Origin of the sequence: Tahibacter caeni, from assembly GCF_024609805.1 — a bacterium.
Classification (GTDB): domain Bacteria; phylum Pseudomonadota; class Gammaproteobacteria; order Xanthomonadales; family Rhodanobacteraceae; genus Tahibacter; species Tahibacter caeni.
Genome location: NZ_JANFVR010000021.1, coordinates 18,456 through 30,931 on the forward strand (window position 1 = coordinate 18,456; position 12,476 = coordinate 30,931).

The window sequence follows — 12,476 nt, forward strand, 5'->3', positions numbered from 1 at the left end:
GCAAGACTCCATTCATGGCGTGCCGTGCACGCGGTTGTCAGGCAGAACGCGTTAGCCTAAGGTCAGTCGTCCTCGCTGTCACATTCGCCGAACGCATGGCTGGTCCCGAAAACGTCCGCAAACAGACCACCTGGGGCGGCGCAGCGGGTATTGCCTTGCTCGGATTCGCGCTGGTCTATCGCTTCTTCCCCGAGGTCATCCACGTTTCGCCGGGCCAGCGCCCGCGCAACCTGCCGGTGCGCACGAGCGCGCCGCCCCCGACCATCGACGTGCGCGCGAACCCGGCGCCGCCGGTCGAGTTCGGCCCGCCGCGCGAGCTCATGGCGACGACGGCCGAGCCCGAGGCGCCGCCCGAGCCCGACGCGCCGACCAGCGAAAGCATCACCGCCCAGCTGGCCGCGGCCGACAAGGCCGTGGCCGAGGGCCGCCTGTTCGAGCCGGCCGACGACAACGCGCTCGTGCTGTACCGCAAGGTGCTCGACGAGGACAGGACCAACCGCCGCGCGCGCAGCGGCCTCGCGGCCGTGCAGGACCGCCTGCTCGAGCAAATCACCGCGGCGCTCGACACCGGCGACGCCGACGAGGCCGAGCGCATCCTGAGCGGCCTCGACCAGGTGCCGCACGAAGGCGCGCGCTTCGCTGAGCTGCGTGCGCGCCTGAAGCTCGCGCGCGAGGTCGCGCCGCTGCTGGCCAGCGCGGCCGAGCTGCTGCGCCAGGGCAAGGGCCTGGAGCCGGCCGGCGGCAGCGCGCTGGACATCTACCGCCGCGTGCGCGAGCTCGATCCCGACAACGAGCTGGCCCGGCAGGGCCTGGAACAGATCCAGCGCAGCGTGCTCGAACGCGCGCTCGCCGCCGTGGCCAAGGACGACTTCAAGGCCGCCGACGCGGTGCTGGCCGAGGCCGCGGCGATCGCGCCGGGCTCGCAACAATTGCTCGACACGCGCACGCGCACCGAAGGCGTGCGCCGCCAGCGCGCCGAGACCGTGCTGGCCCAGGCCCAGTCGGCGCTGGATTCGGGCAACGCGGACCTGGCCGAGCGCCTCGCGCAGCAGGCCCAGGGCATCAGCGCCGACCTGCCCGGCGTCGACGAATTCCAGGAGCGCCTGCGCAACGCGCGGCTCTACGCGAGCATGAGCCCGGGCCAGCTCATCAACGATCCGTTCCTCGACCGTGCCGGCACCGCGCCGGCCGTGCTGGTCGTACCGACCGGGAAGTTCCTCATGGGCTCGCCCGACGACGAGGAAGGCCACCGCGCCGCCGAAGGCCCGCAGCGCGAGGTCGTCATCAGCAGCGGCTTCGCGCTCGGCCGCAGCGAAGTCACCGTGGCCGAGTTCCGCGAATTCATCCGCGCGAGCGGCTACCGCACGACAGCCGAGAACGACGGCACCTCGAGCATCTACGACGAGACCTCCGGCCGCATGGTCGACGGCCGCGGCACCACCTGGCAGGACGACTACCGCGGCCGCCGCGCCGCCGACAACCTGCCCGTCGTGCATGTCAGTTGGGACGACGCGAAGGCCTACCTGGCCTGGCTCAGCGAGCGCACCGGCAAGCAGTACCGGCTGCCGTCGGAGGCCGAATACGAATACGCCGTGCGCGCCGGCTCGGCCACGCGCTACCCCTGGGGCGACGGCGATCCAACCCGCGTGCTCGGCAACTTCACCGGCGCCGGCGACCGCTCGCCGGCCCACCGCACCTGGCGCAAGGCCTTCGCACGCTACACCGACGACCACTGGGGCCCGGCCCCCGTGCGCAGCTTCCCGGCCAATCCGCTGGGCCTCTACGACCTCGACGGCAATGTCTCGGAATGGACCGAGGACTGCTGGCACGACACCTACATCCGCGCCCCGCGCGACAGCCGCGCCTGGGTCAACCCCGGCTGCGAACGCCACGTCGTCCGCGGCGGCTCCTGGGGCAGCGATCCGGACCAGGTCCGCTCGGCGTTCCGGCTGTCGGCGCTGACGACGACGCGCAGCGGGCGGGTGGGGTTTCGGGTGGCGCGGGAGTTGTGAAGCGGATAGAACGGGCGCCTGTCAGAAGAACGCATTCAGCCGATTGCCGAGTCTACGATCTCGCTGTCTGCGCGACCGATCCGCTATTCGCTGTCGGGTGACCGGCAGCGTTCAAAAGACAGGTCTCCGTCCGGCTGACGTAGACTCCAGCCAACCTTCGTGTCCATCAGGTGGACCAACGTCCAGGGGGTGGAAATGTCTCTTGCAAAGGTCTTCGAGGAGCAGATCGCCGCCGGTGCTAATCCGATTTGTCTGTCTGGCGAGTACGCGCAACAAGGTGAGAGCGCGGTAATCGAAGGGTTTGTATTCAGCAGGGAAGTGCACATCCAGGCGGCCAGCCTGAGGGACCTGACATTCAGAAACTGCGAGTTTCATCGTGACTTCGTTCTGAGAAACACCTCGTGTGATTGCCGGATCGGTTTCAAGGACTGCGAGTTCTTGTCCGGCCTGAAGTTCTGGTACCTGGGCGGGGCGGGGGTCGAGTTTCACAGTTGTACATTTCACGGCGGGTTCGAAATCGTCCCGTCGGGCGAAGACTTGACCATCAGCTTTCCTTTCTCCGTTCTGAAGGGTGTCTGCGTGGTTGGGCATCGACGATATTTTCCCAAGCGTCTGCCGATCCGTTCGCTTGACACTCACCATGCGGTCGTTGACAAGGAATCGAGCCTCGAGATTTATCACTTGTCTTGTACAGGTATGGACCTTGGCGGACTGACGCTGCGCGAAAAGGCGGCCGTAACGCTCGTCGATGTTCGGGGGAAAGACGGGCATGCACTCTATCGATGGCTCGATTTCCAGGATTTGAAAGCTATCGACAAAGCCTCGGTCGCACTGCGAGGCGTGGCGCTCTACGGCGTCCAGTTCGGCGGGACAAACCTGGAGAAGGTGGATTTTTCGGAAAGCGACTGGCCGGCGATTGACGGTCGCACCGGCATCTATGACGAGATCGCTCTTCACCAAAGGATAGCTGCGGCGAAAAGTCCAGGAGATCTGGACGTCCTGGTGGGGAAAATGGAGCGAACGGCCGAAAGCTATCGCCAGCTCGTCGTCAACTTCGAAGCCAAGCGCAACTACGAGCTGGCTGAAAGTTTTCATGTCGGGGAGATGGAAATGGCCCGCCTGAAAGCGGAGGCTGCCATCTCGAAGCGCGTAGGCGGTTGGGCGAAATATCTGAATGGATATCGCCTTTACCGATTTCTGAGCAAATACGGTACGAGCTACCACCGCGCCGCGTCCGTCCTGATCGTTTCTCTATTGGGGTTCTCCGCCCTGTTCCTTTTCAATGGCTACAAAATCAAGGACGGCGGAGAGGTCAACTACGAAATTGCGGCTTGTGATCGATGCAAGAGGGTATCTGTTGCGGAAGTGGCATCCGACTATGCCGGATCGCTGGCGATGACGCTGTCGATTGCGACGCTGCAGAAGGAACGTTACGCCGATCCATCCGGGGCGACGGGGTCTATTCTGTCGACCGCGCTTTTAGTGGTCGTCTCCGCGCAGCTGGCCTTGTTACTGTTCGCGGTTCGCAGGAGATTTCGCCGGGCATCCGTCTGATCTGACCGAGTTGATCGTGTAGCGGCCGGCAGGCTTTCGCCAAGGCCAAGCCCGCTTTATCGATGCGCCAGGAGATGGAGCCGCAAGCTCCCTTGCCGCCTGGTCGGATTCATCGACAACGCTCATGGCGTGCGTGAATCGGCGCCGTTCCTCCGACTACCCAGGGGCGGTAGCAACTGCTTGAACGCATCACTCGGATGTTCAGCGACCGCCCTCCTGGGGCATGGCCCCCTGCTGCTGGATGAACTCCCGCCACGGCGACGAGTACTTCCAGGCTCCCGCGCCTTCGGTGAGATCTGCGGCGGCCAGTACCTGATCCGGCAAGTCCGGCAGTGTGCGGCCAGGCCCCAGGTCGTCGAAGAAATCCTGCTCGTACCACAATTGAATTTCGCGAAAGTCGTCGATCGCCGCGGCACGTTCGTGCGGAGTCGAGTCCGGATCGGCCTCGATGAAGGCCGCGTAGCGGCGACTTCGCTCGACGTCCCAGCGCCGCAGAAGCCGGAACGCATCGTCCGCATTCGACGGAAAGTGCCGGCGATCCAGTCCATTGATCGCCGACACGAGGGCGTTCGCCAGCAGCGTGTCGAGCTCGACCGAGCGGAACACGCTGTTCTCGAACGCGCCCTCGCAGATGATCTCCACTCGTCCCGCAGCTGCGCCGGCGAAACGGTGTGACAGCGTTCCCCACAGGTCTTTGGCCATGTTGAACAGTGGATCGTCGTCGCGATAGTTCAGCTGCAGCGCGGTCAGGAACTCACCCGCCGGCGTGTCTTCCAGGCGGCAGGCGATCGCGAGTGCGCTGAACAGTTCGGCCTCGCGGCAAGAGAGCTTGTCCCACCATTTCGAACCGTCGGGCGCTGCCTCGTCGAGTGGAACGCCCGTCAGGATGTCCCGCCCCGACCACAGCAGTGCCGTGTCCGGTGGAGACGTCACGTCGAGCGTGGCGATCTGAAGTCGCAGATCGGCAATCTGCTCAGGACTCAGTCGCGGGCCATTGCCGGCCGCACGCGCGCGTGACTCGGCCAGCCTGGACTTCCAGGTCGAGCCGTAGTCGCGCCGTGCATCGCGTTTCTGCATGGTTGCTCCGGACTTGTTCCCCGGTGGATTGGCTGCGCCACGTCGGCCGTAGCAGCGAAAGCGGGATCGCATTCGCTGGCCACGTTTGCGCCGCAAGAGAGCCAGCTTCTGTTCGATGGTCGCTATCAGAGAAAGGGACGGGATGTTCACTTGTCGCGCAGGCGCACAAGTGAACCTGGCCGTGTTTCCGACGTTCCCGACGAGACATTCTGTCGCGACGAGGAAAATCCTCTCAGCATTGAATGCCGCGAACGATGTCGGATTTGTCGGCGACCTTTGCGCCGTAAGCGATCCTGGGCTGTTCGAAATAGCCGGTGCCAAGGACGAGGCGGTTGACCTGCCGCGCATACGTGCAGGTGAACCTGGCCCTGTTACTGTTGCTACTGCTGGCAGTAGACCGTGCAGAGCCATTGCGCCCCAGCGTCGGAACAAGCCAGGACGACACGCGTGCAGATCGGCCCGCCGCCGTCGATCGTGTAGTTGCCGCCGCTCCGGCTCGCGACGAATGCCGCCATGTCCCGCGCGGCCTCAAAGCCGTTGCGCCCCCAGTTGCGGCGGAACGGCGAGTTTTCGTTCTCCGACGGGTATTGGACGTCGTACTTGTCTCGCGACCCTACGTATTCCGATTTGAGGCCATTGGCGGTGACCGTGATCTTCACGCGCGTGCAAGACCCGTCGCTGCTGCAGAAATCCACCGTGAATTCGGAACCGACGCTGCTGAAGTTGACGCCGCCCGTAACCCCCTCGGCGCTGCCCTCGATATAGGCGCTCTGAGCCGGCTTGATGATGCCGTGGATCAGGCGGCCCAGCCGACTGTCGACGCTACCCGCGCTGTTCGCGCCGCTTACAAGGTCGTTTACCCGGTCCATGAAGCGGAAGCCTTCACCCGACGGGTAGTCCCAGCCGATTCGCTGCGGGTCGAAATAGCGCGGCGCGATTTCGCCGTAGGTCAGCCCCAGATTCGTGATGTCCACCCGGAACTGCTAGGCGGCCGAACCGTACGCGACGTAGATCGAGCGCATCTCGCGGAAGATCACGGCCACGTCCGGGTCCACGCTCATTTCCCAGAGAGTCCGGACTGCGACGCCGGACGGCGTCTGCACCTTCGATCCTTCCGTCGGCTGGCACGACACCTACATCCGCGCCCCGCGCGACAGCCGCGCCTGGGTCAACCCCGGCTGCGAACGCCACGTCGTCCGCGGCGGGTCGTGGGGCAGCGATCCGGACCAGGTGCGTTCGGCGTTCCGGCTGTCGGCGCTGACGACGACGCGCAGCGGGCGGGTGGGGTTTCGGGTGGCGCGGGAGTTGTGAGGTTCGCGGTCAACCGTGCGCCGCAAGTGAGCCTGTTGCTGAGGGCTGGCGCGGGCAACGGACGCCGGCGCGTTTACGCCCGTTGTGCCAGGCCAAACACCACTCGGGCCACGCCGCCGAGTACGGCCAGAGACAACCCCGCCGCTACGGATTTCCCCGCGTTCATCACAGCACCCCACAGGTACAGGCCACCGGACGGCCGCAGCATGGGGTCAGGCGGCGCAACGAGCGCCAGGACGAATTGAAAGACCGCCAAGCCCACAAGGCACCAGCCAAGCCCGCCCAGAACCCAGGCTGCTGCAATCGAAAAACGATAAGGGAGCATCGTTGATTCTCAGGGAATACGATTCACAGGGTCTGGCGGCGGTTGCCCGCCGCCAGCCCTACTCCAAAGAACGGACAGTCGGTGTCAGTTCGGAATCACGCAGGTCGTTGTGTTGTTGGTTGGATTCCAACTGCAGGTGATCACGCCACCGTTGGCCGACCCTGAGCTGATGGGAATGCCCAGCGACCGCATGTACTCGATGAACGCGGCCATGTCCGGGCCTTGGCCCGGGGGGAAGTACCAGCGGCCGGTGTAGTCCTGGGGGTTCGAGCTGCGATCGGGCAGCCAGTGGCCGCTGTCGTCTCGGGCACTGTCCTTCACGTAGACTGCGTTCTCCCCCAGCGTGGCGCGGACCTGAACCTTCGACCCATCGTCGAACACAATGTCGATGGTGATAACAATGCCCTGTGTCATGGCGAAATACGCGTCCAGATGGCCGGCGATATACGACAGCGGGCCAGCCAGAGAACTGTTCGGGTTCATCTGGAAAATCTGTTGCGTGCTCGCCAGGTCGAGCAGCTGATTGCGCAGTGAACCGTCCAGGAGGAAATCGTGCGCGGTGGGCTTCCCCGGCAAATACGTGGGGAAGGACGTGCTGCCCACGTTGGCCGTAACCGAACTCTTGAACGTGCCGTTAGTCCCCCGCCAAACCAGACTCATCTGACCGGCCATGGCCACCAGATCGGACGTGATGGCGACTTCTTCTGTCTGAAGGGTGCAGCCGGCGTTGGCTTCGTTGCCGGACTTGGGCGTCTCGACCGACTTGCCGCCCATACCACCGCCGGCGTTCGGGGCGGAACCACAGTAGTTTCGGTATTTCTTGATGGCGCCGTTGGCCGGATTCCACACGATGTGAGCCGTCGGGCTGGCACCTAACGTATGGGCCTTGGTGTACATCTGAGCGTCGGAACAGTTGACGCATTGCACGGCCGCCGAGAGAGAACCAACGGCCGACAGCAAAAAAACACCAGCGAACCCCTTGAGCGCTTGATGCACGATGAAACTCCTTTGAGGATACAACTATCCTGAATTCGGAAGTGTAAAGAGCATTTCTTCCCAATGAAACCGGCGGCAGCAGTGGTGCCGCGAAGCCCCCATGCCGGCAACCGGCTCAATCGATGCTGGCCTCAGTGGACGGGCATCTACACGAATTTCGGAGTTCAACGGGCTCACGCGTTGAGCAGCACGGGCGCGCCCCGCACTGCTGAAACCGTACAGGCAATGCGGGGGCGCGTTCGTTGTCGATAATCTCGACATATGTCGATCGACTGTAGCCCGGCACGGCCACAAACGCCGACAGGGGCGCCGGCCCTCGGCGGATCACCGCCCAATCGACCTGCATCTGCTCGCCAGGCGCCGTCTCGTAGCGCACCACCGGCTCCGCCGGCGCCTTGGCATAGCGCGATGACACCAGCTGCCGCAGGATCCGCTCGCCGCCGGTATAGCCCAGCGCACGAGCCTCCCGGAACAACACCGTCGCCGGCAGCCGGTGCGGCAGCGCCTGATCGATACGCCGCTCCAGATACCCGCGCACGCCATCGAGCTTCGACGGTCGTCCACTTCGTCGCTGATACCGCGGCATCTCCTCGCCACCGCGCAGATACCGACGCACCGTGTTGCGAGAAACCGACAGCCGCCGCGCGATCTCCCGCACGCTGGCCCCTTGCTGATGTAACACCCAGATCGTCATGAACACCTCGACCTTGATCATGCATCCCTCCGCACGCAGCCGGTGCGGAGAAACTGCGGGTCACTGGTGGGTCAGGTTTAGATTGCCGACTGGGTCAGTTTTGCACTGCCGCTAACACCTTCCACCAGTGCGTCAAGCAGCTCGGCCGAGAACGGCCCAGGAGTCTTCTTTGCCATACGTCCTTCCTTGCCCGGTGGGCAGTGTATGGCTCAACACGCAGAAATCCTGACAGCCCCGCCGACCGGCTTTGCAATCGGTCGTTTGCAAATAGTCCATGGCTATCAAGGGGCTTGATGGCGATTTGCAGAGTTTGCAAAATCTGCATTTGGGTTTCCGGACCAGTGGCCAACGCAGGCCACTGGTCCGGAAACGGCTCCGACAGAATCAGCTCAGTTCTCGTCCCGTTGCCTCGATCAATCCCTTTGCGTCGCGTGACAGGATCGCAATCGCCTCCATCACCCGCACATGCGAGCGCCGGCCGGGATCGTCGACCTGCATGATCAACAAGGCATCGCTGAGCGAACTGACGGCAGCGAGCCGGGCCATGGCTTCGTCGTGCAGCGCACGCTTCTGCTTCGGCGTATCGACGGCGTAGGCAAACAGACGGCCGGCGCTTCGGTGTCGTCGCCGGCTCGGCAGCGACATCCTGTCGTCCTCGCTCGATGGCTACGCACTGCTGCGCGTATCGGGCAAAGGGCAGGGGCTGGAATCGCTGCGCCAGGGCCTGTCGGCCCGCTTCACGAAAACCCGCCGCGGGGCCGCCGAGCCGGAACCCGGCGTCACCAACTGAGACTGGAAGCCCCGCTGCGGCGGGGCTTTCTCGTTCCGTCCGGCGCCGGTACGCCGACGCGCCCGTCCGATCGTGCACGATGCCTGAAAATCGCGCATCGATGAGTGATGGTCACTCACCGGCCAGTGCCGCGCAGCCGGCGGCGAGTGAATTTCAACCGTCGTCGACTGGCGGGCAGTCACGCGTCCCTGATTTCCATGCGTGCGTGAATGGTGGCGTATCACCGGCGACTGCGCGGCGGTGATCGATGACTGCGGGTCACTGGCGGGTGAGTGGTCATCACTCGACGGCAAGTGCCGATCAGTCGCCGGTGACTGGCTGCCAGGCAACGGAGGCTGGCAATCACTCACGGGGGGCGAAACACTCGCGAGGCCGGCTCGACTGTTCGAAGCTGCCTGCGACCATCGGGGTGGACCTGTGTACTGCGGCGAACATGGGTGCGCAAGGCGAGCGGACGAATGTCCGTACGGTAGCGGCGCGCCGCGCAACGTGAAAAGTGTCTGACCAAGGCAGCAGATGTCGGCGCAGATGCCGATGTGCGAGAGGCGCAGACTGCCGGCTGGCGGCACACCTTGCTACTGATCGAGCAATGCGAGGAATGCCGCACGCTTCGACGGTGGCAGTTTCCGATAGAGCTGGATCAGCTGCCGCTCGGTCGCCGAGAGAATCAGATTTCCGCTGGAGCGTTCCGATCCGTCTCCGACGAGATCGTCGAACGAGACGCCAAGCAGGCTGCGGAGCGCGCGGAGAGTCTCGATTCGCGGTTCGGAAGCGCCGGCTTCCCACGCCGAAACGGCGCCTTTCGTAAGCCCGAGTTCGAGCGCTATCGCCTCCTGGGTGAGGCCGCTCGCTTTCCGGAGCTGCTTGAACCGCGTGCCGAAGGATTTCATCGGCCGAGTTTGCCGTCAGGGCATACATGTGTCGCGTAATTAGATTTGACCTTGTGGTAAATCTAATTATACTGCCGTGGCAGGAGCAAGACTGCCATGGATGGCACCTGCACCTCGATTCTCGCCAGCAAGGACGCGACTTGAATGAAGCTGCCTTCGACGCAAGACATTTCCAGCGCGGCATATCGCAAACTGATCGCCACCGCACTTGCTGCCATCGAATCCCATGCGCGGCGCCCCGGCGTGCAGCTCTCCACGTTCACCGCTGCCACCGACTGGTTCCGCCTCAAGCTCGCCGACTACGAGCACGAAGTCTTCGCCGCCGCCTGGCTCGACAACCGGAACCGCCTGATCGCGTTCGAGGAGCTGTTCCGCGGCACGCTCAGCGCGACCAGCGTGCCCGTGCGCGAAGTCGTCAAGGCCGCGCTAAGGCATAACGCCGGCGCCGTGCTGTTTGCCCACAACCATCCATCCGGCTGCGCGACCGCGTCCGGCGAGGACATCGTTCTCACCCTGGAGCTCGGGCGTGCGTTGGATCTTGTCGATGTGCGGGTGCTCGATCACTTCGTGATTACGACGAGCGAGCCGCCGCGCTCTGTATGGATCGGTGTGCCGCCGTCTATGCGTACGGTGATTTTGCCGCAGCGTGCGGGTGGCAAGCGCGCTAAGCCGGGTGCGAAGAAGCATGTCGGCGGCGATCGCAGCCACACAGCGATTCCTCGATCGGTTTGACGGAGTGTGTAAGACGGGGACGTGCAAAGCTGCTCTAGTCCTTTTTCCGCTTTCCAGTTGAAGCAAAAAACCCCCACCATGCTTCGGCCGCTGGCAAGCTGCCGGAAGCCATTCGCACCAGGCGTAACGGGCGGCAGAGCGCCCTGGGAGAATACGCACCCGGACGACAGGTATTGCTGGACCCTGCCGACGACCGGCAAAGTCCGGAGCCCTATGTTGCACAGTGAATTTTTCGGTATCGTTGTCTTCATGTCATCGGCGGGCCTTAGGGGAGGCGAAACCGAATGAATACAACGACATCACGACCGTTCGTCTCTTGCTCGTTCGAGCAGCTTGAAAACCATTTCAAGAAAGCCAGGCGTGCCGGCGACGCCGCCGTTCTTCGCGACTTACAGCACGAACTGACGTTCCGGCACAAGAACCGGCACGCCCCCGATCTGGTGGCCCAGGTGGTCGAGGCTCTCCGTTCGCCCCACCCGTCACCAGTGCGCGGGCGAGGAGGACTACCCCGGCAGAGCCCCCCGCGCCAGCAAAACCGACAACAATGGTCAGGGCGACCCCTCCCGCGGTCCCACAAGCAATAACTCGCGCGCCCGTCCCCGCTCCACGACTTAACTCGGCCCGGCAACCGGCTGCGCCCAGACTCGCACCGCGCGGCCGAACGGGGTTGAGGCCCACCGACGAGCAACAGCAGGCGTTGGATGCGTTCGCGCGCGGCGAGAGCCTCAAGATCAACGCCTACGCCGGTGCCGGCAAGACGTCCACCTTGAAACTGCTGGCCAACAGCACCGGACGCTGCGGCCAGTACATCGCCTTTAACAGGGCCATCGTTGCCGACACCCAGGGGCGTTCCCGGCGACCGTCGATTGCTCGACGTTGCACAGCTTGGCCTACCGAGCCATCGCGCCCAGCTACCACGGCTCGGTGTCGAAACTCACCGGGCGGATCAACGCCAACGAACTCGCGCAGGCTTTCGACCTAAAGCCCCAGGCCTTCGGTCCGGATCTGGTTTTGGCGCCGCGATCCCAAGCGTTCCTGTTCCTGGACACGGTGCGCCGATTCGCGCAAAGCGCGGAGCCGGCCATTCTGCCGGAGCACGTGCCGCCGCATGGCGCCCTGCGGGCGGCGTCGCCGGCGGTGCTTCGGGCGGTCCAGGCGCATGCGGTGGCCGGCGCGCAGAAGCTATGGGGCCACATGGTGAACCCCACCGACCTGATGCCGCTCGGGCACGACGGTTACCTCAAGCTCTGGGCACTGCCCCGGCCACTCCTGGGTGCCGACTTCATCCTGCTGGATGAGGCCCAGGACACCAATCCGGTGGTGCTCGGCGTGCTCGCGGACCAAGAAGCCCAGATGGTCTACGTGGGCGACAAGTACCAGCAGATTTACGAGTGGCGCGGGGCGGTAAACGCGATGGAAACCATCCGGACCGACGGTGAGGTCCAACTCACTCTGTCGTTTCGGTTTGGGGAAGCGATCGCCAGCCTCGCCTCACAGGTACTGTATCAACTCGGGGCAACTGCGCCCTTGAAAGGCAATCCCAAGGTGCGCAGCCGTATCGGAGAAGTGCAGCCGGATGCTGTGCTGGCGCGCTCCAACGCGGCCACCATGAACGCCGTCATCGAGGCCCTGGATTCGGGACTCACCCCACATTTGGTAGGCGGTACGAAAGAGCTGAAGGCGCTGCTCCGCGGCGTCGTCGCCTTGAAGGCCGGACAGCCTTGCGACGTGCCCGACTTCTTCGGTTTCGCGAACTGGGAAGATGTTGTGGAGTTCGCACGCAGCGAGGAAGGCGCGCACCTCCTGACCTTCGTCAATTTGGTCGAATCCTTGGGGGAGCGGAGGCTCCTGTGGGCACTGGGTCGAACGGTTGACGAGGATCGCGCCAACCTCATGATTTCAACCGGGCACAAAGCCAAGGGGCGCGAATGGAAGTCCGTGCGGCTGCTCGACGATTTCATGCGGAGCAAGCCTACTGCGTATTTCGGCCGATCGTGACCGACCATTTCGGTAAGGCATGACCGGTTGTTTCGGTAAGGCGTGACCGCTCATTTCGGTTGATCGTGACCGATTTTGGCGGGGTTCCGAGATCATC

The 12,476-nt window shown here is 64.1% G+C and carries 12 protein-coding genes; 5 read left to right on the plus strand and 7 right to left on the minus strand.

The genetic code is table 11. The annotated features are described in order from the left end of the window. Positions 1-95: 95 nt before the first annotated feature. Positions 96-2,012 carry an SUMF1/EgtB/PvdO family nonheme iron enzyme gene (locus tag NON22_RS03555; RefSeq protein ID WP_257385533.1) on the plus strand — a complete coding sequence of 639 codons (1,917 nt, stop codon included), beginning with the start codon at positions 96-98 and terminating at the stop codon, positions 2,010-2,012. 195 nt (positions 2,013-2,207) lie between these two features. Continuing rightward, positions 2,208-3,566 (plus strand): hypothetical protein, encoded by a 1,359-nt coding sequence (locus NON22_RS03560; RefSeq protein ID WP_257385534.1) that lies wholly within the window; start codon positions 2,208-2,210, stop codon positions 3,564-3,566. 201 nt (positions 3,567-3,767) lie between these two features. On the opposite strand, the gene NON22_RS03565 is transcribed toward NON22_RS03560, so the two are convergent. Both NON22_RS03565 and NON22_RS03570 read right to left on the minus strand, forming a co-directional pair. Then, positions 3,768-4,643: a hypothetical protein gene (locus tag NON22_RS03565; RefSeq protein ID WP_257385535.1), complete on the minus strand. Its 876-nt coding sequence runs from the start codon at positions 4,641-4,643 to the stop codon at positions 3,768-3,770. 380 nt (positions 4,644-5,023) lie between these two features. Beyond that, positions 5,024-5,617: a hypothetical protein gene (locus NON22_RS03570; protein WP_257385536.1), complete on the minus strand. Its 594-nt coding sequence runs from the start codon at positions 5,615-5,617 to the stop codon at positions 5,024-5,026. Between the two features lie 85 nt (positions 5,618-5,702). On the opposite strand from NON22_RS03570, the gene NON22_RS24935 reads away from it, so the two are divergent. Beyond that, positions 5,703-5,954 (plus strand): formylglycine-generating enzyme family protein, encoded by a 252-nt coding sequence (locus NON22_RS24935; protein WP_425507948.1) that lies wholly within the window; start codon positions 5,703-5,705, stop codon positions 5,952-5,954. A 73-nt stretch (positions 5,955-6,027) separates the two neighbouring features. On the opposite strand, the gene NON22_RS03575 is transcribed toward NON22_RS24935, so the two are convergent. The 5 genes from NON22_RS03575 to NON22_RS03595 form a co-directional block, all read right to left on the minus strand. Next, entirely contained in the window at positions 6,028-6,279 is a 252-nt protein-coding gene (locus NON22_RS03575; protein ID WP_257385537.1) for a hypothetical protein, read from the minus strand. A gap of 84 nt (positions 6,280-6,363) precedes the next feature. Next, complete coding sequence (locus NON22_RS03580) at positions 6,364-7,275, minus strand: hypothetical protein (protein WP_257385538.1); 912 nt, start codon at positions 7,273-7,275, stop codon at positions 6,364-6,366. A gap of 115 nt (positions 7,276-7,390) precedes the next feature. Next, a complete protein-coding gene (locus NON22_RS03585) occupies positions 7,391-7,990 on the minus strand; it encodes a helix-turn-helix domain-containing protein (RefSeq protein WP_257385539.1) in 600 nt (199 codons plus the stop codon). A gap of 363 nt (positions 7,991-8,353) precedes the next feature. Continuing rightward, entirely contained in the window at positions 8,354-8,614 is a 261-nt protein-coding gene (locus NON22_RS03590; RefSeq protein WP_257385540.1) for a hypothetical protein, read from the minus strand. 720 nt (positions 8,615-9,334) lie between these two features. Beyond that, on the minus strand, positions 9,335-9,649 hold the full coding sequence (locus NON22_RS03595) for a helix-turn-helix domain-containing protein (protein WP_257385541.1): 315 nt from the start codon (positions 9,647-9,649) through the stop codon (positions 9,335-9,337). A 144-nt stretch (positions 9,650-9,793) separates the two neighbouring features. On the opposite strand from NON22_RS03595, the gene NON22_RS03600 reads away from it, so the two are divergent. Together NON22_RS03600 and NON22_RS03605 are read left to right on the plus strand one after the other, a co-directional pair. Next, positions 9,794-10,381 (plus strand): JAB domain-containing protein, encoded by a 588-nt coding sequence (locus NON22_RS03600; protein ID WP_257385542.1) that lies wholly within the window; start codon positions 9,794-9,796, stop codon positions 10,379-10,381. Between the two features lie 885 nt (positions 10,382-11,266). Beyond that, positions 11,267-12,379, plus strand: coding sequence for a UvrD-helicase domain-containing protein (locus NON22_RS03605; protein ID WP_257385543.1), 1,113 nt, complete (start codon positions 11,267-11,269; stop codon positions 12,377-12,379). Positions 12,380-12,476 lie beyond the last annotated feature (97 nt).

Bases quoted from the DNA above. Each gene is read 5' to 3' on its own strand.
- NON22_RS03555 (WP_257385533.1), top strand. From the start codon at position 96: ATGGCTGGTCCCGAAAACGTCCGCAAACAGACCACCTGGGGCGGCGCA.
- NON22_RS03560 (WP_257385534.1), top strand. From the start codon at position 2,208: ATGTCTCTTGCAAAGGTCTTCGAGGAGCAGATCGCCGCCGGTGCTAAT.
- NON22_RS03565 (WP_257385535.1), bottom strand. From the start codon at position 4,643: ATGCAGAAACGCGATGCACGGCGCGACTACGGCTCGACCTGGAAGTCC.
- NON22_RS03575 (WP_257385537.1), bottom strand. From the start codon at position 6,279: ATGCTCCCTTATCGTTTTTCGATTGCAGCAGCCTGGGTTCTGGGCGGG.
- NON22_RS03585 (WP_257385539.1), bottom strand. From the start codon at position 7,990: ATGATCAAGGTCGAGGTGTTCATGACGATCTGGGTGTTACATCAGCAA.
- NON22_RS03590 (WP_257385540.1), bottom strand. From the start codon at position 8,614: ATGTCGCTGCCGAGCCGGCGACGACACCGAAGCGCCGGCCGTCTGTTT.
- NON22_RS03595 (WP_257385541.1), bottom strand. From the start codon at position 9,649: ATGAAATCCTTCGGCACGCGGTTCAAGCAGCTCCGGAAAGCGAGCGGC.
- NON22_RS03600 (WP_257385542.1), top strand. From the start codon at position 9,794: ATGAAGCTGCCTTCGACGCAAGACATTTCCAGCGCGGCATATCGCAAA.